Origin of the sequence: Arenimonas sp., assembly GCF_035312645.1 — a bacterium.
GTDB lineage: Bacteria > Pseudomonadota > Gammaproteobacteria > Xanthomonadales > Xanthomonadaceae > Arenimonas.
This window is the reverse complement of sequence record NZ_DATGBO010000017.1, coordinates 1-19958: the sequence shown is the minus strand read 5'-3', so window position 1 is coordinate 19958 and position 19958 is coordinate 1. Positions and strand designations below refer to the sequence as shown.

Below are 19958 nucleotides of genomic sequence, written 5' to 3'. Positions count from 1 at the left end.
TTCGCTGCCGATCAAGCAGGTGATCGCGATCCGCACGCCGCTGCCGCCGCATCTCGCGCCGGAGTTCGCCTACGACGCGAACACGTGGAAGGAGTGGTACGGCGACAAGAGCCGCGACGATCTGATCATCGTCAATTCCGGCGAGCTCGACGGCATGGGCTACAAGCAGGCGTTCGAACATCTGGTGACGAAGTTCGAGCGCGAAAAAGCCGGCGCGCGCCGGGTGAATTTCCGCCTGCGCGACTGGGGCGTGAGCCGCCAGCGCTACTGGGGCTGCCCGATCCCGATCATCTACTGCGGTAAATGCGAAGCGGTGCCAGTGCCGGAAGAGCAACTGCCGGTGGTGCTGCCCGAGGATGTCGAATTCACCGGCATGAAATCGCCGATCAAGGCCGATCCCGAATGGCGCAAGACCACCTGTCCGAATTGCGGCGGCCCGGCCGAGCGTGAGACCGACACCTTCGACACGTTCATGGAGTCGAGCTGGTACTACGCGCGCTACACCTCGCCGGGCGCGAGCGATCTGGTCGATGAGCGCGCGAACCACTGGCTGCCGGTCGACCAGTACATCGGCGGCATCGAGCACGCGATCATGCATCTGATGTATTTCCGCTTCTATCACAAGCTCATGCGCGACGCGGGCCTGGTGAAGAGCGACGAGCCGGCGACGAATCTGCTGTGCCAGGGCATGGTGATTGCGGATACGTTTTACCGGGAAATGGGAGACGGGAGACGGGAGTGGCATAACCCAGACGACGTCGACGTCGTCCTAGACGAGCGCGCGCGCGTCACCGGCGCGACGCTGAAATCCGATGGCCTGCCGGTGCTGATCGGCGGCACCGAGAAAATGTCGAAGTCGAAAAACAACGGCATCGATCCGCAGACCATGGTCGACAAATACGGCGCCGATACCGTGCGCCTGTTCTCGATGTTCGCCGCGCCGCCGGAACAATCGCTGGACTGGAACGAGTCCGGCGTTGAAGGCATGTCGCGGTTCCTGCGCCGCTTGTGGACGCAGGTGCAGAAACATGTTGCCGACGCCGCCGCGCCGAAGCTCGATATCGCGGCCTTGTCGCCGGCAGCGAAAACCCTGCGTCGCCAGCTGCACGAAACCATCGCCAAGGTCGCCGACGATTACGGCCGTCGCTACACCTTCAACACCGCGATCGCGGCGGTGATGGAGTTGCTGAACGCGCTGGCGAAATTCGACGAAGCCGGCGACAACGCGCGCGCGCTGCGCCAGGAAGCGTTCGAAGCGGTGACGCTGCTGCTCAATCCGATCACCCCACACTCCGCCCATGCGCTGTGGCAGGCGCTGGGGCATGCCGAGACGACGCTGGAAGACGTCGCATTCCCGGCTGCCGATGCCGCGGCACTGGTCCGCGACGCGCTCACGCTGGCGGTGCAGGTCAACGGCAAACTTCGCGGTACCATCGACGTCGCGGTGGGCGCGGAGCGGGGCGAGATCGAGGCGCTCGCCCAGGCCGAGCCGAACGTGGTCAAATTCCTTGAAGGGCAGACGGTGAAGAAAATCATCGTGGTGCCCGGCAAGATCGTCAACATCGTGGCGGGGTAAACGCATGCGTCGTGTATTGATCACTCTCATCGTCGCCTGCGCGCTTTCCGCCTGCGGCTTCCATCCGCGGCAGCAGATCAAGCTGTCCGAGGCGATCGGGCCGATGAAAGTCGAAACCTCCGATCCCTACAGCCCGCTCGGCATCGAGCTGGCCAGTGCGCTCAGTCGCTCCGGCGCCGAAGCGCCCGCGGACGGCTCCGCTTCGGCTTCGCTCAAGATCATCGGCGAGACCTGGACGACCACGCCGCTGTCGCTCGACCAGTTCGCGCAGGTCCGCGAATACCTCACGCGTTATCGCGTCGATTTCGCCATGCAGTCGGCCGACGGCAAGCCGCTGATCGAGCCGCAGAGCATCGAGCTTTCCCGCGAATACACCTACGACGCGAATGCCTCCGCCGGTAGCCCGGCCGAGCAGGAACTGATCCAGCGCGAACTGCGCCGCGACATGCAGGCGGCGATCCTGCGCCGCATCGACATCGTGCTGCGCAACAAGCACTGATGGAGCTGCGGCCCGATCGCTTCGAGCGCCAGCTCGCCGGCGAGCCGTTGCGTCCGGTCTACCTGATCGCCGGCAGCGAGCCGCTGCTGGTGCAGGAATGCGCCGATGCGCTGCGTGCGAAGGCACGCGCGGAAGGCTTCGACGAGCGCGAAGTTTTCGATGCCGAAGGCAGTTTCGACTGGAACACGCTGAGCATGGGCATGGCGACGCTCAGCCTGTTCGCGACGCGGCGCGTGTTCGATCTGCGCCTGCCGACCGGCAAGCCCGGCCGCGACGGCGCCGAGGCGATCAGCGCCTATTGCAACAATCCGCCGCCCGATACGGTGCTGCTGATCACCGCGCAGGACTGGAGCAAATCGCACGCCGGAAAATGGAGCGAGGCGATCGCGCGCGTCGGCCATGTCGTGCCGATCTGGCCGGTGAAGCCGCACGAATTGCTGGAATGGCTGCAAAAACGCCTGCGCCTACGCGGGCTGGTCGCGACGCCGCAGGCGACCGCGCTGCTGGCCGAACGTGTTGAGGGCAATCTGCTGGCAGCGGCGCAGGAAATCGACAAGCTTGCCTTGCTCGCACCGGGCGAACAGATCGACGAAGCCGCGATGGATCGCTTCGTCGCCGACTCGGCGCGCTTCGATGTATTCAAACTTGTCGAAGCCGCGCTCGCCGGCGACGCGCTGCGCGCCACGCGCATGCTGCACGCGCTCAAGGCCGAGGGCGAACAGGTGCCGGGGCTGGTGCCGATCCTGGCGATGGAAGTGCTGCGCCTGGGCCAGCTCGCACGTGTGCAGGCCGATGGCGGCAACGTGATGAACGCGATGCGCGAGGCGCGCATCTGGGAAAACAAGCAGGCGTTGTACCGGCGTGCGATCGACCGGCATCCGGCGCCGCGCTGGGAAGTTTTCGTCGGCGAAACCGGGCGCATCGACCGCATCGCCAAAGGCCGCGAGTCGGGTGATGCCTGGCTGGCGCTGGAGCGGCTGCTGGTGGCGATCGCCGAAACCAGGGCGCGCCGACTGCTGGTCTCGTGATGCTGCGCATCCTCTACGGCGGCACGTTCGATCCGGTCCACACCGGGCACATCGCGGTCGCCACGGCTGCGCGCGATGCGCTCGCGGGCAAGGTCTACTTCCTGCCCTCCGGCGATCCGCCGCATCGCCCGGCACCAGGTGCGAGTGCCGAGCAGCGCGTGCGCATGATCGCGCTGGCGATCGCCGGCCAGGAAAACTTTTTTCTCGATCGCCGCGAGCTCGAGCGGGCCGGCCCCTCGTACACCATCGACACCCTGCGCGAATTGCGCGGCAAGCTGGCGCCGGAAACACCGCTGGCCTGGCTGGTCGGCGACGATGCCTTCCGCCAGCTCGCGACCTGGCACGACTGGCGCTCGCTGTTCGAGCTCTGCCATTTCGTGATCGCGACCCGGCCTGGCTACGCCCTCGACGATCTGCACGGCGATCTAGCGCAGATGTGCGCGGGGCGCTGGAGTGATCAGCCGGCGGCGTTGTCGGATCAGCCCGCAGGCCGCCTTTATCGGCTGGCGATGCCGCTGCATCCCGCCTCGGCCAGCGCGATCCGGCGCTCGCTGGCAGCTGGGCGCGGCGATCGTGGCTGGCTGCCGCCGCTGGTCGCCGAATACGTCCGCAAGCAGGGTCTGTACGCGGCAAGGGTATAATCCCCGCCGATTTGGCCCGGCCGGCTCCTCGCCGCCCACCCGATCTCCCCGCCGCCATCGAGACATTGCGTTGACCAGCCAAGCCCACGTCATCAAGACCAAAATGCCCAACCCGGCTCCCACGCCGGAGGCGCTGCTCAAGCAAGTCCATGCAGCGCTGGAAGAAATGAAAGCCAAAGACGCCGTCGAGATCGACGTGCGCGGCAAGACCAGCATCGCCGACTACCTCGTCGTCGCTTCCGGCACTTCTACCCGGCACGTGAAATCGGTCGCCGATGAAGTGGTGCAGTTCGCCAAGAAATGCGGCGTGATGCCGATCGGCGTCGAAGGCGAACGCGAGGCCGAATGGGTACTCGTCGACCTCGGCGATGTCATCGTCCATGTGATGCTGCCGCGCGTGCGCGAGTTCTATGCGCTCGAGCGCCTGTGGACCGTCGGCGATCAGCCGCCGGAAAGCGAGTAAGCCCCCGATGCAGCGCAACCTGATCACCAGCGCGCTTGAATTGCCCGAGCACCGCGTCCTCAAGAACCTCGGCATCGTGCGCGGCATCACCGTGCGTTCGCGGTCGGTGGTCGGCAATTTTCTCGGCGGCATCCAGTCGCTGTTCGGCGGCAACATCACCATCTACACGCAGCTGTGCGAACAGGCACGCATCGAGGCTTTCAACCTGATGTGCCGCGATGCCGACCGGCTGGGCGCCAACGCCATCATCTGCATGCGCTATGACGCCACCGAGGTCATGCCCGGCCTGACCGAAGTGCTGTGCTACGGCACCGCGGTGCGCGTCAGCGATGCCTCCGGAGCGGTTCCGCCGGTCGCGTGAAAGCACGGCTGATCGCCGTCGGTGAACGTGCCCCGGACTGGGTCGCGAGTGGATTTTCCGATTACCAGAAACGCCTGTCGCACTGGCTGCCGCTGGAACTGATCGAAGTCGCCGCCGGCATGCGCGGCAAGGGTCGTGACGCCGCCCGCGCGATGGCCGATGAAGGCAGCCGCGTGATTGCCGCGCTACCGAAACAGGCGCACGTGGTCACGCTTGATGGCCGTGGCAAGGCGTACTCGTCCGAACAACTCGCGCAACGCCTCGAAGCCTGGCGTCAACGAGGCCGCGATCTCGCCTTCCTGATCGGTGGCCCGGAAGGGCACGCGCCGGAAGTGATCGCCAGCGCCGACGAAAGTTGGGCGCTCGGCCCGCTGACCCTGCCGCACATGCTGGTGCGCCTGGTCGTCGCCGAGCAGATTTATCGCGCCTGCAGCCTGCTGGCGAACCATCCCTACCATCGGGCGTGAGCTCAGCGGGTGTAGGAGTGATGGCAATCGCGACCTCACGCTGCGTCGCAGGAAGTCGCGATTTCCATCGCTCCTACGGTGAATCGGTGACAGGCGCGTCGAGAAAATCCCCGATCGCCGCCAGCACTTCATCGGCGGCTTCGATCTGCGGGTAGTGCCCGACGCCAAGCAATCCGATCGCATCCGCCGTGGCGACCAGATCGCGATAGCGCGCCAGCATGTGCGCGCCGGAAATCGGATCGTCGAGACCGGCAATCACCCGCACCGGTACGTCGGTATGGACCAGCGCACCGACCCAGCGTGCGCGGAAGACGCGACGCTGGCGCATGTAGCCGATCAGTTTTGGCAGTACGCGCAGGCCTTGAGCACGCTGCAGGAGCGACCAGTGCACGCGCAGTTCGGCATCGTCGAGCGGACGCTTGCAGACGCGGCGCAGATTGGCGGCGAAGCGCCGATAACTCGACAGTCGCGCGATCGCTGGCCCTAGCGGCCCGGCCAGCAGGCGTTGCATCAGCAAAGGCCGGTGTGTTTCCGGAAACAGTCCGCCGTTGAGCAGCACGGCGGCGAGCAAGACCTGGCGCGCGCTGCCGGCGTTGCTGCGCGCGAGCAATTCCTGCGCGACGGTATCGCCGTAGTCGTGCGCGATCAGGCGATAGCGGGCGATTCCGAAATGTGTGAGCAGGGCTTCAGCGATGTCGGCCTGTTGCTGGATCGTGTAGGCGGCGTCGGCGGGTTTGTCGGAGAACCCGAAGCCGAGCAGGTCGAAGGCGATGACGCGATGGCGCGCGGTCAGCGCTGGCCATAGCCGCGCCCAGTCCCAGCTCGAGGTCGGGAAGCCGTGGATCAGCAGCAGGGCCTCGCCGCTGCCGGCGCTGCGCACGAAAATCCGCCGGCCAGCGATTTCCAGCATGTCGCCGCCAGCCTGCCATTGTTCGATCGCGATCATCGGGCAAGTGTAGGCCGCCTGTTGCCGTGATATTCACCGGATCCCCCAGCGGTTCCAGGTTCGGGACAGGGGTTCGATCACCACGGAATGCTGGTGCCGGGCGCCGCCTGGCGGATGCGACACGCGCAGACGTGGAGCCGCCGGATCTGGCCGGAATCCAACATGTACCGGGGCACGGCTGTCACATCCATGACAGGCTGCGGTGGCCGGTCGCAGCGGCTATCCTTGGGCGATGCTCTATCTCGCCTCGAAATCGCCGCGCCGCCTCGAATTGCTCCGGCAACTCGGGCTCGATCCCGGTCTTCTGGACCTCGACGTTCCCGAGGTGCTTCAGCCCGGCGAACCGCCGGAAGACTACGTCAGCCGGGTCGCGCGCGAGAAGGCCGGCGCCGGTTTGCTCAAGGTGATGTCGGCGCCGCAGGCGGTGGTGCTCGGCGCCGATACCGAAGTAGTGCTCGGCGATCACGTCTATGGCAAGCCGGTCGATGCCGACGATGCCGCGCGCATGCTGCGCGAATTGTCCGGCCGCACGCATCGCGTGATCACCACCGTCTGGCTGGTCAGCGCCGACCGTGAGGAACACGCCACCTGCGAATCGCAGGTGCGTTTCGCCGAACTCGACGATGCCGCCATCGCCCGCTACGTCGCCACCGGCGAAGCCATGGGCAAGGCCGGCGCCTACGGCATCCAGGGTCGCGCCGGTGGTTTCATCGCCCATCTTTCCGGCAGCCATTCCGCGGTCATGGGCCTGCCCATGTTCGAGACCGCCGGGCTGCTGCGCAAATTCCGATTGCTCCCTTAAGCACGCTCCGCAAGGCAGACACGACTTGTCCGAAGAAATCCTGATCAACGTCACTCCGCGCGAAACCCGCGTCGCGCTGGTGGAAAACGGCATGCTGCAGGAACTGCACATCGAGCGCGCCTCGCGCCGCGGCGTGGTCGGCAATGTCTACAAGGGCCGCGTGCAGCGGGTGATGCCGGGCATGCAGGCGGCCTTCGTTGAAATCGGTCTCGACCGCGCGGCCTTTCTGCACGCCTCCGACATCATGCGCGTGCCGCAAGTGCAGCCCGGCGAGAGTGAAGAACCGATGCCACCGGCGCCGCCACCGCCGATCACCTCGCTGGTGCACGAAGGCCAGGACATCGTCGTGCAGGTGGTCAAGGATCCGATCGGTGGCAAGGGCGCGCGCCTGACCACGCAGATATCGATTCCTTCGCGCTATCTGGTGCTGCTGCCGTACTCGCGCGTGATCGGCGTGTCGGCGCGCATCGAGGACGAAGTCGAGCGCGCGCGCCTGAAGTCATTGATGGTCGATCTCGTGAATGGCTCCGGCCTGGGCTACATCGTGCGCACCAATGCCGAAGGCCAACCGGCTGAAGCACTGGCCGAAGATGTCGACTATCTGCGCCGTGCCTGGCAGATCATCCGCGAAGCCAGCACCACCACCAAGGTCGGCGATCGCATCTACGACGATCTCTCGCTGCCGCTGCGCGCCGTGCGCGACCTGATGCGCAAGGAAGTCGACAAGGTGCGCGTGGATTCGCGCGAGACCTTCGACCGGCTGATGGGCTTTGCCCGCCAGTTCATGCCGGATTTGGCAGAGCGCGTGGAACATTACACCGGCGAGCGGCCCGTGTTCGATCTCTACGGCGTCGAGGACGAGATCCAGCGCGCAATGCAAAAGGAGGTGCCGCTGAAATCCGGCGGTTACCTGATCGTTGACCAGACCGAGGCTATGACGACCATCGACGTGAACACCGGCTCGTTCCTGGGCCAGCGCAACCTCGAGGAAACCGTCTACCGCACCAATCTTGAGGCGGCACAGTCGGTTGCGCGGCAACTGCGCCTGCGCAACCTCGGCGGCATCATCATCATCGACTTCATCGACATGATCGATGACGAACACAAGCGCCAGGTGCATCGCACGCTGGAAAAAGGCCTGGCCCGCGATCACGCGAAAACCATGGTCTACGATTTCTCGCCGCTGGGCCTGGTCGAGATGACGCGCAAGCGCACTACCGAAAGTCTCGAACGCCAGCTCTGCGAGCCCTGCCACGAATGCGGCGGTCGCGGCAGCCTGAAAACATCGGAAACTGTGATCTACGAAATATTCCGCGAGATCACCCGCGCCGTTCGCCAGTTCGAAGCCTCGCAGCTGCTGGTGATCGCCTCGCCGAAAGTCGTCGCCAAGATCACTGACGAGGAGTCGACCGCGGTCGCCGAACTCGAGGAATTCCTCGGCAAGGTGATCCGCTTCCAGGCCGACGAGCAGTACGCGCAGGAACAATTCGACGTGGTGTTGCTGTAAGCGATGACCACGCCGCTGCGCCGCCGGATCCGACACACGCGCCGCTGGCTGGGCTATGGCGGATTGATCGTGTTGATCCTGGTGGCGTTGCTGGTCGGCGTGGCCAACCAGATGCTGCCGCTGGTCGAACGCAATCCGGCGAAGATCGCTGCGTGGCTGAGCGAGCGTGTCGGCGAGCCGGTGAATTTTTCCCATGCGCATGCCGAATGGACGCGACGCGGCCCGCGTTTCATCCTCGACGACCTGCGTGTTGGCCAGGGCGAGAAAACGCTGAATGTCGGCCGCGCCGAGCTGACCGTCGCGATGTATTCCGGAATGTTGCCCGGGCAGCCGTTGACCGAATTGAAAATTCGCGAACTCGCGCTGACGCTGGTGCAGGACGATGACCGCCGCTGGCGGATGATCGGCCTGCCGGCGCAGCCCAATTCCGGCGATCCACTCGACCGCCTGCAAGGTTTCGGCGAGCTGCAGGTGGAGAAAGCGCGGCTCGCGATCCGATCGCCGCGCATGAAGCTCGATCTCGTATTGCCGCGCGTCGATCTGCGCCTGCGCGTCGACGGCCGGCGCCTGCGTGTCGGTGCCTCGGTCTGGTCGAATACGCTCAGTGCGCCGCTGTCGGCAGTGCTCGACCTGCAACGCGGCAGCAACGACGGGTTGCTCTGGGTCGGCGGCAAGGAACTCGTGCTCACGCATTGGGCGCCGATGCTCGCGGCGGTCGGTCTGGTGCCGCGCGATGGTCTGGCGCAGGCCGATCTGTGGATGAAACTCGACGACCAGCGCATCGAAGAACTCACCGTCGATGCCGACATCGACAAACTCGCGTTGGAATCTGTCGCACCGATCGCGATGGCGGACGGCCGGGAGTTGCCAGCGTCGGCGCAGTACCAGCATTTCAATGCGTTGGCGCGCTGGTCGCTGGTCGGCGATGCCTGGCAGCTGCAGGTGCCGCGACTCGATCTGGTCGAAGCCGGCAGCGCACCCGCGCATCTGGGCGGTTTGCGCGTGCGCTATGGCGAGCAGTTCGCGATCTCCGCGCAGCAGATGAATCTTTCGCCGCTGGCCAATCTGCTGTCGCTCAGCGATCAGTTGCCGGCGCCGATGCGCGCGTTTCTCGCGCAGTCGCGGCCAGAGGCGACGCTGCACGAGGTGTCGATCCAGGGCCGTCGCGGCGGTCACTGGCAGGGCAGCATGCGCGTCAGCGATCTCGCGCTGCGTCCCTACGGCCATCGTCCGGGATTGTCGGGGCTTGCTGGCCGTCTGCAGTTCGATGAACGCGGCGGCGTGATGCGCCTCGATCATGCGCCAGTGCATTTCGACTGGCCGGTCGGGTTGCGCCAGGCGATGGATCTGAATCTCGATGGCACGCTCGCGCTCTGGCAAAACGGCGCGGGCTGGACCCTGGGTACCAGTGGGCTGAAAGTCGCCGGTGAGGATTTCGCTTTCGATACCCGCGCCCGCCTGGGATTCCAGGGCGACGGTACGCTGCCCACACTCGATCTGGCCGCGACCGTGGCGCCGGCGAATTTCGCGGTCGCGAAAAAGTTCTGGATCATGCATCTGATGCCGGCGAGCACGGTGAAGTGGTTGGACGAAGCCTTGGTCGCGGGCGACGTGCTGGACGGGCGCATTGCGATGGGCGGCGATCTTGACGACTGGCCGTTCCGCAATCACGCCGGTGCTTTCGATGCGCGCGCTTCGGTGCGCAATGCCTCGGTGAAATTCAATCCGCACTGGCCGACCGCGGAAAACATGAACATCGATCTCGCCTTCGACGGCCCGGGCTTCACGCTCGATGGCGAGGGCGACCTGCTCGGCAATCACGTTTCCCACGTCAGCGGCGGTATCGAACACTTCCACGATGCGCTGCTCGATCTCGACATCACCGCGCAGGGCAGCGGCGAAAAGTTGCGCGAGTTGATGATCGCCAGCCCGATCAACGACAACTACGGCGAGCATCTCAAAGCCGCGAGCATCAGCGGCAAGGCCGATGTCGCCGTACAGTTGCATCTGCCGCTCAAACCCGACATGCCCGGCAAGCGCATCGAAGGCACGCTGGATCTGAGCGAAGCGAAGCTGGCTGATTCGCGCTGGAACCTGGCTTTCACCAAGGTCAGCGGCCGCACGAAATTCTCCGACCACGGCTTTGCCACCGAGGATCTGCATGTTTCGCTGGACGGGCAGCCGGGTGTATTCAACCTGCGCGTCGGCGATTTCACCAATGATCCGAAACTCGCCGCGCAGGCCACGCTCGATGGTCGCTTCACGCCGCAGACCTTGATCAGCCGCGCCGATAATCTCGCCTGGCTCAAACCATGGCTCAATGGCAGCAGTGCGTGGAAAACCGTGGTCAACATTCCGCGCACGCAACCGGGCCTGCCGGCGCCCCCGGCGATGCTGGGCCTGAGCACCGATCTCGTCGGTACCGCGCTGTCGTTGCCGGCGCCGTTGAACAAGAACGCCGACGCAGCGCTGGCGCTGGAATTGCAGACGCCATTGCCGGTTGATCGTGGCGAAGTGAACCTGCGTCTCGGTGATCTTCTGCGCTTTCGCGGCGTGATCGCCAAGGACGCGCCGATGAGCGGCTCATTGCTGTTCGGTCCGGGTGGTGTGCCAGCGGCGCCGCGCGCGCCGGGCCTTTCCGTGCACGGCACCGTTCCCTTGCTCGACGGCACTGGCTGGATCGCGTTCTCGGCGAAGGGCGAGGGCGGCGGCAGCCTGCACGATGTCGACGTGCATGCGCGCCAACTCAATCTGATCGATCGCGCCTTCGCCGATACGCAGCTGCAGCTCGACCACGGCGCCGCGGCAACACAGATTCGCATCCGCGGCGCCGACATCGACGGCAGCGTCGATATTCCCGACGAACTTGCGCGTGGTGTGCAAGCGAAATTCGCCAAGCTCTATCTCGCGTCGGAATCGGCGAGTGCATCGGGGTCTGCACTGCCGGCAACCATAGAGGTGGACGACCCCGCAAAACTTCCGCCGCTGCGTTTCTCCATCGCTGACCTGCGCATGGGCAGCGCGCAACTGGGACAGGCGGAGCTGGTCACTTCGCAGATTCCGACCGGCATGCGCGTCGACAAATTCCAGACGCGCGCGCGCGCACTCAGTCTCACCGCCGCCGGTGAATGGGTGCGCGCCGATCGTGGTTCGCGCTCGAATTTCCAGCTGGAGTTCAACGCAAATAGTCTTGGCCAGATGCTCGACTCGCTGGGTTTCGCCGGCATGGTCGATGGTGGCCGCACCAAGGCCACGCTCACTGGTAGTTGGCCGGGTTCACCGGGCGCCTTCAGTCTTTCGACGCTCAGCGGAAACCTCAGGGCCGATATCGGCGAAGGTCGTCTGCTCGATGTCGAGCCGGGCGGCTCTGGACGCCTGCTCGGCCTGATCAGCCTCGCGGAAATTCCGCGGCGATTGACGCTCGATTTCAGCGATTTCTTTTCCAAGGGTTTCAGCTTCAACGAGGCGCGTGGCGATTTCGTTTTCCACGACGGCCTCGCCTATACCGACAACCTGCGCCTCAATGGACCGGCGGCGGAAATCCGCGTCAGCGGTTCCACTGGCCTGCGCGACCAGACCTACGACCAGCGCGTGGAAGTGTTGCCGAAAGCCGGTGGCGTGCTGCCCGCGCTCGGCATGCTTGTGGGTGGCCCCGCGGGCGCCGCCGCCGGTGCAATGGCGCAGGCGGTATTGCAAAAACCACTGAAGCAGACCACGCGCGTGGTCTACCACGTCACTGGATCCTGGAAACAGCCCAAGGTTGTGGTCACCGAACGCGGCCCGCCGCGCAACAACGCTGCCGCCGGTTCCCGGCCGGCGCCGGGTGGACCTTGAGTTTGTCCTGCGCGAGGCGCATCTGTTGGTGGAGTGATCCACAGAGCGACACCTAAGTGCGTCATTCCCGCTTTCGCGAGCATGACGAGCAAATATTTTACGATGCCCGTCTCCCGTCTCCCCATTCCCGGACCCGCAATGACCCAGATGCTCGAACTCGCCCAAACCCGTCTGCTGCAACCCGGCGGTCTCGGGCTTGCGGAAATCGATCGCTGCTTCGCACGTTTGATGGGCCCGGGCGTCGACTATGGCGACTTGTATTTCCAGCACAGCCGGCGCGAGAGCTGGACGGTCGAGGACGGCATCGTCAAGGACGGAGCGCATTCGATCGAGCAGGGCGTCGGCGTTCGCGCGATCAGCGGCGAAAAAACCGGCTTCGCCTATTCCGATGACATCCGCGCCGAGGCCTTGATCGAATCGGCGAATGCCGCGCGCGCGATCAGTCGCGATGGCGCCAGCACGAACAGCGCGCAGCGCATCGCGGTCGCTGGCCGCGAGTTGTACGCGCCGCTCGATCCGATCGACGGCATGGCGGCGGAAACCAAGGTGGCGATGCTGCGCGAGATCGATCGCTTCGTGCGCGATGCCGAGCCGCGCGTGAAGCAGGTGATCGTCAGCCTGATGGGCGCGATCGATACGGTGCTGGTCGCGCGCAGCGATGGCGTGATCGCCGCCGACGTGCGGCCGCTGGTGCGCTTCAACGTGCAGGTGATCGTCGAGGACAAGGGCCGACGCGAATCCGGCCACTCCGGCGGCGGTGGGCGTTATTCGTATGCGGAGTTGTTCGCGCAGGGCCGGCCGCAGACGATCGCGCGCGAAGCCGTGCGCCAGGCGCTGGTGAATCTCGAAGCGGTCGATGCGCCGGCAGGCACGATGCCGGTGGTGCTCGGTCCGGGTTGGCCCGGCGTGTTGTTGCATGAAGCCGTCGGGCATGGTCTAGAAGGCGATTTCAATCGCAAGGGCACGTCGGTGTATTCGGGTCGCATCGGCGAGCGCGTGGCGTCGCCGGGCGTGACCATCGTCGACGACGGCACGCTGATGGCGCGACGCGGCTCGCTCAACATCGACGACGAGGGCACGCTTACGCAGTGCACGACGCTGATTGAGGATGGCATCCTGCGCGGCTACATGCAGGACACCTTGAATGCGCGTCTGATGGGCATGGCGCCGACCGGCAACGGCCGCCGCGAGAGCTTCGCGCACCTGCCGATGCCGCGTATGACCAATACCTACATGCTCGCTGGCAACTACGATCCCGCGGAGTTGGTGGCATCGGTCGAGAAGGGTTTGTACGCGCCGAATTTCGGCGGTGGCCAGGTCGACATCACCAGCGGAAAATTTGTGTTCTCGGCGAGCGAGGCCTACCTGATCGAGAATGGAAAGATCACCCGGCCGGTGAAAGGCGCAACCTTGATCGGCAACGGCCCGGAGGTGATGAACCGCGTCAGCATGATCGGCAACAACCTCGAACTCGATGCCGGTGTCGGCATCTGCGGCAAGGACGGCCAGAGCCTGCCGGTCGGCGTCGGCCAGCCGTCGCTGAAGATCGATGCGATGACTGTGGGTGGCACGCAGACCTGATGCTCGCAGGAGCGGGCATGACCGCGATTGATCTTGCCTTGGCAGATCAGAAAGTCGCGGTCATGCCCGCTCCTACGGCGTCATTCGTCTTCCGGAGCTTCCTGCTGCAACTCGCGCAGCGCGCGGAACAATTCGCGAAAGGCGTGCGGCGGTTTGTTGCGCAGTTTTTCCTCGCGGGCATTGCGGGCGAGCTGGCGCAGATGCTGGCGATCGGCGTGCGGAAATTCCTGCAGTACCTCTGCCAAGGCTTCGTCGCCTTGCGCGATCAAGTGATCGCGAAGCGCTTCGAGGCGATGCAGGCTGGCGTTCTCGCGGCGTGAATCGGCCTTGTCGTGCTCGAGCGCGGAACGGATCGCTTCCAGATACTCGTCGTCCTCGCGGCGCAGTTTCTTGGCGAGAAACCCGACTTGCCGTTTGTGCGCGATCTGCGCGGTGATGCGCTGCGCCTCTACCACCAGCGCGACCAAGTCGTCGTTGAGCGGCAACTGCAGCAGGCGTGCATGCGGCTGCTTGACCAGCAGTTCGGCCAGGTCGAGCACGGCCAGTGCTTCGCGCCGCTGATCGCCGCGACTGCGGCCGAGAAACTCGCCGGATTCTTCGTCTACACCACGCATATCGTTCTTGAATCCACTGGGTTGGGGCATAGTATGGCCATGACGACCGCCATCACCAAATCATCCTCCCTCGACCCCGAAACCGATCGCCTCGCCGAACTCGCACAGGACGTGATCAGACTCTGCCGGGCCCGCGGTGCCAGCCAGGCGGAAGTGTCGCTGAGCGACGACCAGGGCCTGTCGGTGAATGTGCGCATGGGCGAGGTCGAGACGGTCGAGCGCAATCGCGATCGCGGCGTCGCGGTCACGGTGTATTTCGACAAGCGCAAGGGCACTGCCAGCACCGCCGATTTGCAAGCGGGCAGCCTGGAGTCGACGGTCGATCAGGCCTGCGCAATCGCCCGCTTCACCGAGGAAGACAGCTTCGCCGGCCTCGCCGACGCCGAATTGATGGCGACGCGTTTCCCCGAGCTCGATCTGTGGCATCCGTGGGTGCTCGACGCCGACGCTGCCGTCGCGCTGGCATTGCAGGCGGAGGCCGCCGGCCGCGGTGCCGACAAGCGCATCGCCAATTCCGACGGTGCCGGTGTCAGCAGCGGGCAAAGCATCGCGGTCTACGCCAACAGCCATGGCTTCGTCGCGGGCGAGCGCAGTACCAGCCATTCGATCAGTTGTTCGTTGATCGCCGGCAAGGACGACGGCATGCAGCGCGATTACTGGTATACCGCCGCGCTCAGTGCCGATGATCTCGAATCCGCCGCCAGCGTCGGCCGCCGCGCTGCCGAACGCACGGTCGCGCGTCTTGCGCCACGTTCCATCGTCACCGGCGATTATCCGGTGCTGTTTTCCGCCGAAGTCGCGCGCAGTCTGGTCGGCCATCTGCTCGGCGCCATTTCCGGCGGCGCGTTGTATCGGCGCGCGAGTTTCCTGCTCGACAGCGTCGGCACGCAGATCCTGCCGTCGTGGATATCGATGGTGGAAAAGCCGCTGCTGCGGCGCGGCCTGCGCTCGGCGGCGTTCGACGCCGATGGCGTTGCCACGCGCGAGCAGGACCTGGTCCGCGATGGCGTGCTCACGCGTTACGTGCTCGGCAGCTATTCGGCCCGCCGGCTCGGCCTGGCCACCACCGGCAATGCTGGCGGCATGCACAATCTCGAAGTCTCGGCCAATGCCGGCGGCCTCGATGCGATGATCCGCGACATGGGCCGCGGCCTGCTGGTCACCGAACTCATGGGCCAGGGCGTCAACAGCATCACCGGCGACTATTCGCGGGGCGCGGCCGGCTTCTGGGTCGAGAACGGCGAGATCGCGCACCCGGTCGATGAGCTCACGATCGCCGGCAATCTGCTCGAGATGTTCCGCAGCATTGAGGCCATCGGTACCGACGTCGACCGGCGCTCACATATCGCGATGGGCTCGCTTCAGCTGGGACGAATGACCGTGGCCGGATCGGCCTGAAACCGCGTGGCCTTGACACGCAGGCCTGCGGGGCGGAAATTCACGGCCAGTGCACGGAGGGTGCACCAGCCATCCAACAAGGGGAAAACCTGATGAGTGACGTGTCCCAAGACGACAAGACCATGGCGATGATCAGCCATCTTTCCGGCATCGTGGCCGGCTTCATCGGTCCGCTGGTCATCTGGCTGATCAACAAGGACAAAGCTGACAAGGCTTGGCTGAATGCGCAGGCCGTGGAATCGCTCAATTTCCAGATCACGATTTTCATCGCTTACATGGTTGCCGGCATCCTGACTTTCGTCCTGATCGGCATGCTGCTGATTCCGGTGATTCTCATCGCCAATCTGATCCTGTGCATCATGGCCGGCATGAAGGCCAACGAAGGCGCCGACTATCGCTATCCGTTCGCGCTGCGCTTGATCAAGTAATCCAATTCCGCGCCGCGCGGGTCAACTGGCCCGCGCGACCGCGAACTCCGCCACGGCGCGCAAGGCGTCGGCGCGGACATCAAGCGGCCCCAGGGCCGCTTTCATTTTTTCGGCGAGCGCCAACAGCAACTTTTTCGAGCCGTCGAGGCCGATCAGGGCCGGATACGTCGATTTTTCCTGCGCGGCATCCTTGCCGGCGGTCTTGCCCAACTGCGCCGCATCGGCCTCGACGTCGAGGATGTCGTCGCGGATCTGGAACGCCAGGCCGAGGTCGGCCGCGAAAGCATCCAGACGCGTCAGCAAACCCGCATCGGCGCCTCCGATCAGCGCGCCCAGGCGCACGCTGGCGCGGATCAACGCACCGGTCTTGAGGGCATGCAGGCGTTCGAGTCCGGCCATTGCCAGCGACTGGCCAGTGGCATCCATGTCCAGTTGTTGGCCACCGCACATGCCGCGCGAACCGGCGGCTTCGGCGAGCGTCGCTACCAGGTCTATGCGCACCGCAGCCGGCACCGGCGTCGCTGCGAGCACGCGGAAAGCCAGCGCCTGCAGCGCATCGCCAACGAGGATCGCGGTGGCCTCGTCGAAGGCGACATGCACGGTCGGGCGGCCACGACGCAGATCGTCGTCATCCATCGCCGGTAGATCGTCGTGCACCAGTGAATACGCGTGGATCAGTTCGATCGCGACGGCGGCGGCATCGAGGGCATCGGTATCGGCGCCCAGAAGATAGCCGCTGGCATGCACCAGTCGTGGCCGGATGCGCTTGCCGCCGCCGAGCACGGCGTGGCGCATCGCGGCGTGCAGGCGGGCGGGAATTTCAGTTTCGGCAGGCAGGCTGCGTTCGAGTGCGGCTTCGACCCGCGCGGCCCAGGCCACGCTCAGCGCATCAACCGACATCGCCGGGGAAATCTTCTGCCGATTCGGGCCTGCCCGGATCGCTGAGCAGGCGCACGCGCAACTCGGCCTGTTCCAGCGCCGTCTGGCATTGGCGATACAGCGCGACGCCGCGCTCGTAGGCGAGCAGCGACTCGTCGAGGCTTTGCTCGCCTTTTTCCATCTTCTGCACCAGCTGTTCGAGCTCGTCGAGCGAGCGTTCGAACGTGGCGACGGCGGACGGCGGCGTTGCGGGGGTCTTGGCGGCCATGGCGCAAGTGTGACCGCGCAGACGCGCGCGGGTCAATCATGCTTCGTAGGAGCAGGCATGACTGCGATTCGCCCAAGCTGCCCGGATCAGCTTCCGATCAACGCAACCGTATGAGCCTGGGTGTAGTTCCTGCTGGGGCAAACTTGGTTATGCCCGCCCCCACGAAAGCCGCATCCCGGACCGCGTCAGCCGCTGCGAAATCACCAGATCGCCCGCAGCCAGCAACTCGCCATCGGCGGCAAACAGCAACGGCAGGCGCTCGCGCTCCCACGGCGGAATGCCGAGTTCCTGCAGGATTTTCTTCAGCGCCTGCGTATGCCCCCGACCCGATTGGGTAATGCGTTCGCCGCCGTGGCGCGCGCTCACGAAATACATCGTAGGACCCGGCATGGCTGCGATCGATCTCGCCGCCATCGATGTTGCCGTCGCAAATCCGGGAATCGCGGCCATGCCCGCTCCTACGAGATGCAAGTGATCGCCCGTCGGCAGCAGCAACGGTTCGCTACCATTCCAATCCATCCGCCAATCGGTAGGCAGTGCGGGTCGCGCAGTTTCAACATGCAGCAATCCGCGCCAGCGCCGCAACACGTGTCCGGACCAGCGATATTCGGGCTCGGCGTCGGCGCGCGCGGCCAGCAATTGTTTTTCGATGATCGCGAACGCGGCGCCCGGCAACGGTGGCATCGCCAGCGCATCGATCCAGACGCGCAGCACGCGTGCGCGCCATGGCGTACTCGATTCGCACAACGCCGCGACCGACAGCGTGGCGGGATCCAGTCCCTGCGCCTGCGCCAGCCGCTTGCCTGCTTCCTCGCGCAACAAGGCTGCGTCTTCGGCCAGCAAATCGGCACTGCGTGCCAACGCCGCCGTTGCCTGCGGCCAGCGTTGCTTCAACGTCGGAAGCACGCGCTGGCGCAGGAAATTCCTGTCCAGACGGTCGTCGGTATTCGACGGATCTTCGATCCATTTCAGTCGATACGTTTCTGCATACGTCTGCAAATCCGTGCGCGGGATGGCGAGCAAGGGACGCCACAGCACGCCGTCTGCAAACGATCGCGTCGCGCGCATGGCTGACAAACCTTCGCTCGCCGAGGCACGTAGCAGTCGCAACAGGATGGTCTCCGCCTGGTCGTCACGATGATGCGCAAGCGCCAGCATTTCGCCGCAGCGCAGCTGTTCGGAAAACGCCGCGTAACGCGCTTCGCGCGCGGCGGCCTCCAGTCCTTTGCCGCCATCGCGCGGCACACTCACGTTGACGATGACGAGATCGACGCCGAGTGCCGCGCAAATGTCTTGGCAATGCTTCGCCCAAGCATCCGCATCGGGATGCAGGCCGTGGTGGATGTGGATGGCGCGCAGCGGCGCTGTCGCCTGCGGACGATTCGCGAGCAGGTGCAACAGCACGGAAGAATCGAGGCCGCCGCTGAAGCCGACGACGATCGGCGTCGCCGGCACGGATGCAACGTTGAAAACAGACATGAGGTCGGAATCGCCCATGTCCGTCGGCGACTTACGCCGCCTCGTACGCCCCGTAACTGCGCAGGCGCCGGTAGCGCTTGTCGAGCATTTCGGGCACGGCGAGTTTGTCGAGCGCGGCGAGTTCTTCGATCAGCGTCTGCTTGAGCGTCGCCGCCATCGCAGCCGGATCTCGGTGCGCGCCACCCAACGGCTCGGGAATGATGCGGTCGATCAGATCGTGTTCGATCAGGCGGGCGGCGGTCAGGCCCAGTGCTTCGGCGGCGTCTTTCGCCTTGTCGGCGGTTTTCCACAGGATCGAGGCGCAGCCTTCCGGCGTGATCACCGAATAGGTCGCGTATTCAAGCATCAGCGTGCGATCGCCGACACCGATCGCGAGCGCGCCGCCGGAGCCGCCTTCGCCGATCACGGTGCAGATGATCGGCACCTTGAGTTCGGCCATTTCCAGCAGGTTGCGCGCGATCGCTTCCGACTGCCCGCGTTTTTCCGCATCGATGCCGGGCCAGGCGCCGGCGGTGTCGATCAGCGTAAGCAGCGGCAGGCCAAAGCGCTCGGCCATCTTCATCAGGCGCAGTGCCTTGCGATAACCCTCGGGGCGTGGACTGCCGAAATTGCGCTTGACCTTGCTCTTGGTGTCGCGGCCTTTTTCCTGGCCGATGATCATCACGGCGCGGCCGTCGATGCGGGCGAGACCACCGACGATGGCGGCATCGTCGGCGAAGGCGCGATCGCCAGCGAGCTCATGGAATTCGTCGCAGATCAGGCCGATGTAATCGAGCGTGTACGGGCGTTGCGGATGCCGCGACAGCTGCGAGATCTGCCAGGGCGTCAGCGCCTTGAAAATCTCGGCGGTGCGCACGCGCAATTTTTCCTGCAGGCCATCGACCTCGCTGTCGATATTCACCGCCGGCCCGGCACTGGCCTTGCGCAGTTCCTGGATCTTGGCTTCAAGATCGGCGATGGGCTGTTCGAAATCGAGGTAATTGGGATTCATGCGGGCATGGGGCAGGGTGCTGAGGAGGGAATACTAGCAGGGTGGAGCGGGATGGGGCTTGCGGCGGATGGCTGGGGAATGCGGGTTGTGGAGATGCTTGGTGAATGGTGAGCGGTGAGCGGGAGGGGCGGTTTTCGGAGGTAGCCTCATGAATCTGTAGAAATAATTCGTCATCCCCGCGCAGGCGGGGATCCAG

Annotated in this window: 19 protein-coding genes; 13 read left to right on the top strand and 6 right to left on the bottom strand. The window is 65.1% G+C overall.

Annotation, left to right across the window (positions count from 1 at the left end):
* The 7 genes from VKM35_RS01430 to rlmH form a co-directional block, all read left to right on the top strand.
* On the top strand, positions 1–1576 hold a 1576-nt coding region (locus VKM35_RS01430), incomplete at its 5' end, for a class I tRNA ligase family protein (RefSeq protein WP_324317590.1).
* Between the two features lie 4 nt (positions 1577–1580).
* Complete coding sequence (gene lptE, locus VKM35_RS01425) at positions 1581–2075, top strand: LPS assembly lipoprotein LptE (RefSeq protein WP_324317588.1); 495 nt, start codon at positions 1581–1583, stop codon at positions 2073–2075.
* The gene (gene holA / locus VKM35_RS01420) at positions 2075–3103 is read left to right on the top strand and encodes a DNA polymerase III subunit delta (protein WP_324317586.1); all 1029 of its coding nucleotides are present in this window, start codon (positions 2075–2077) and stop codon (positions 3101–3103) included. Before lptE ends, holA begins: the two co-directional genes overlap by 1 nt.
* Entirely contained in the window at positions 3103–3744 is a 642-nt protein-coding gene (gene nadD / locus VKM35_RS01415; protein WP_324317584.1) for a nicotinate-nucleotide adenylyltransferase, read from the top strand. The genes holA and nadD overlap by 1 nt, the downstream gene beginning before the upstream one ends.
* 70 nt (positions 3745–3814) lie before the next feature.
* A complete protein-coding gene (gene rsfS, locus VKM35_RS01410) occupies positions 3815–4207 on the top strand; it encodes a ribosome silencing factor (RefSeq protein ID WP_324317582.1) in 393 nt (130 codons plus the stop codon).
* Between the two features lie 7 nt (positions 4208–4214).
* On the top strand, positions 4215–4568 hold the full coding sequence (locus VKM35_RS01405; protein ID WP_324317580.1) for a YbjQ family protein: 354 nt from the start codon (positions 4215–4217) through the stop codon (positions 4566–4568).
* The gene (gene rlmH, locus VKM35_RS01400) at positions 4565–5035 is read left to right on the top strand and encodes a 23S rRNA (pseudouridine(1915)-N(3))-methyltransferase RlmH (protein ID WP_324317578.1); all 471 of its coding nucleotides are present in this window, start codon (positions 4565–4567) and stop codon (positions 5033–5035) included. Before VKM35_RS01405 ends, rlmH begins: the two co-directional genes overlap by 4 nt.
* A gap of 73 nt (positions 5036–5108) precedes the next feature.
* Here the strand turns inward: rlmH and VKM35_RS01395 are convergent, their stop codons facing one another.
* Positions 5109–5981, bottom strand: a complete 873-nt coding sequence (locus VKM35_RS01395) for an alpha/beta hydrolase (protein WP_324317576.1) — start codon at positions 5979–5981, stop codon at positions 5109–5111.
* Between the two features lie 232 nt (positions 5982–6213).
* Here VKM35_RS01395 and VKM35_RS01390 point away from each other — a divergent pair, with 232 nt between their 5' ends.
* The 4 genes from VKM35_RS01390 (at position 6214) to tldD (ending at position 13705) form a co-directional block, all read left to right on the top strand.
* Entirely contained in the window at positions 6214–6783 is a 570-nt protein-coding gene (locus VKM35_RS01390; RefSeq protein WP_324317574.1) for a Maf family protein, read from the top strand.
* A gap of 25 nt (positions 6784–6808) precedes the next feature.
* On the top strand, positions 6809–8290 hold the full coding sequence (gene rng / locus VKM35_RS01385) for a ribonuclease G (protein WP_324317572.1): 1482 nt from the start codon (positions 6809–6811) through the stop codon (positions 8288–8290).
* A gap of 3 nt (positions 8291–8293) precedes the next feature.
* Positions 8294–12124 (top strand): YhdP family protein, encoded by a 3831-nt coding sequence (locus tag VKM35_RS01380; protein WP_324317570.1) that lies wholly within the window; start codon positions 8294–8296, stop codon positions 12122–12124.
* A 138-nt stretch (positions 12125–12262) separates the two neighbouring features.
* Positions 12263–13705 (top strand): metalloprotease TldD, encoded by a 1443-nt coding sequence (gene tldD, locus VKM35_RS01375; RefSeq protein ID WP_324317567.1) that lies wholly within the window; start codon positions 12263–12265, stop codon positions 13703–13705.
* A gap of 80 nt (positions 13706–13785) precedes the next feature.
* On the opposite strand, the gene yjgA is transcribed toward tldD, so the two are convergent.
* Positions 13786–14319, bottom strand: a complete 534-nt coding sequence (gene yjgA / locus VKM35_RS01370; protein WP_324317565.1) for a ribosome biogenesis factor YjgA — start codon at positions 14317–14319, stop codon at positions 13786–13788.
* Positions 14320–14352: 33 nt separating this feature from the next.
* On the opposite strand from yjgA, the gene pmbA reads away from it, so the two are divergent.
* Both pmbA and VKM35_RS01360 read left to right on the top strand, forming a co-directional pair.
* Complete coding sequence (gene pmbA / locus VKM35_RS01365; protein WP_414636531.1) at positions 14353–15717, top strand: metalloprotease PmbA; 1365 nt, start codon at positions 14353–14355, stop codon at positions 15715–15717.
* Between the two features lie 92 nt (positions 15718–15809).
* Positions 15810–16145, top strand: coding sequence for a DUF4870 domain-containing protein (locus tag VKM35_RS01360; protein ID WP_324317561.1), 336 nt, complete (start codon positions 15810–15812; stop codon positions 16143–16145).
* Positions 16146–16166: 21 nt separating this feature from the next.
* On the opposite strand, the gene VKM35_RS01355 is transcribed toward VKM35_RS01360, so the two are convergent.
* From VKM35_RS01355 to VKM35_RS01340, 4 genes are all read right to left on the bottom strand, one after another.
* Positions 16167–17045 carry a farnesyl diphosphate synthase gene (locus tag VKM35_RS01355; protein WP_324317559.1) on the bottom strand — a complete coding sequence of 293 codons (879 nt, stop codon included), beginning with the start codon at positions 17043–17045 and terminating at the stop codon, positions 16167–16169.
* The gene (locus VKM35_RS01350; RefSeq protein WP_324317558.1) at positions 17035–17292 is read right to left on the bottom strand and encodes an exodeoxyribonuclease VII small subunit; all 258 of its coding nucleotides are present in this window, start codon (positions 17290–17292) and stop codon (positions 17035–17037) included. Before VKM35_RS01350 ends, VKM35_RS01355 begins: the two co-directional genes overlap by 11 nt.
* A 147-nt stretch (positions 17293–17439) precedes the next feature.
* Positions 17440–18771: a tRNA lysidine(34) synthetase TilS gene (gene tilS, locus VKM35_RS01345; protein WP_324317555.1), complete on the bottom strand. Its 1332-nt coding sequence runs from the start codon at positions 18769–18771 to the stop codon at positions 17440–17442.
* Between the two features lie 31 nt (positions 18772–18802).
* Positions 18803–19762 carry an acetyl-CoA carboxylase carboxyltransferase subunit alpha gene (locus tag VKM35_RS01340; protein ID WP_324317553.1) on the bottom strand — a complete coding sequence of 320 codons (960 nt, stop codon included), beginning with the start codon at positions 19760–19762 and terminating at the stop codon, positions 18803–18805.
* Between the last annotated feature and the right edge of the window lie 196 nt (positions 19763–19958).

Excerpts from the sequence above, each read along its gene's own strand:
- VKM35_RS01350 (WP_324317558.1), bottom strand. The coding sequence starts at position 17,292 with ATGGCCGCCAAGACCCCCGCAACGCCGCCGTCCGCCGTCGCCACGTTC.
- VKM35_RS01405 (WP_324317580.1), top strand. The coding sequence starts at position 4,215 with ATGCAGCGCAACCTGATCACCAGCGCGCTTGAATTGCCCGAGCACCGC.
- VKM35_RS01360 (WP_324317561.1), top strand. The coding sequence starts at position 15,810 with ATGAGTGACGTGTCCCAAGACGACAAGACCATGGCGATGATCAGCCAT.
- nadD (WP_324317584.1), top strand. The coding sequence starts at position 3,103 with ATGCTGCGCATCCTCTACGGCGGCACGTTCGATCCGGTCCACACCGGG.
- VKM35_RS01355 (WP_324317559.1), bottom strand. The coding sequence starts at position 17,045 with ATGTCGGTTGATGCGCTGAGCGTGGCCTGGGCCGCGCGGGTCGAAGCC.
- yjgA (WP_324317565.1), bottom strand. The coding sequence starts at position 14,319 with ATGCGTGGTGTAGACGAAGAATCCGGCGAGTTTCTCGGCCGCAGTCGC.
- pmbA (WP_414636531.1), top strand. The coding sequence starts at position 14,353 with ATGGCCATGACGACCGCCATCACCAAATCATCCTCCCTCGACCCCGAA.
- VKM35_RS01380 (WP_324317570.1), top strand. The coding sequence starts at position 8,294 with ATGACCACGCCGCTGCGCCGCCGGATCCGACACACGCGCCGCTGGCTG.
- tilS (WP_324317555.1), bottom strand. The coding sequence starts at position 18,771 with ATGTCTGTTTTCAACGTTGCATCCGTGCCGGCGACGCCGATCGTCGTC.
- lptE (WP_324317588.1), top strand. The coding sequence starts at position 1,581 with ATGCGTCGTGTATTGATCACTCTCATCGTCGCCTGCGCGCTTTCCGCC.
- holA (WP_324317586.1), top strand. The coding sequence starts at position 2,075 with ATGGAGCTGCGGCCCGATCGCTTCGAGCGCCAGCTCGCCGGCGAGCCG.
- VKM35_RS01340 (WP_324317553.1), bottom strand. The coding sequence starts at position 19,762 with ATGAATCCCAATTACCTCGATTTCGAACAGCCCATCGCCGATCTTGAA.
- VKM35_RS01395 (WP_324317576.1), bottom strand. The coding sequence starts at position 5,981 with ATGATCGCGATCGAACAATGGCAGGCTGGCGGCGACATGCTGGAAATC.
- tldD (WP_324317567.1), top strand. The coding sequence starts at position 12,263 with ATGACCCAGATGCTCGAACTCGCCCAAACCCGTCTGCTGCAACCCGGC.
- VKM35_RS01390 (WP_324317574.1), top strand. The coding sequence starts at position 6,214 with ATGCTCTATCTCGCCTCGAAATCGCCGCGCCGCCTCGAATTGCTCCGG.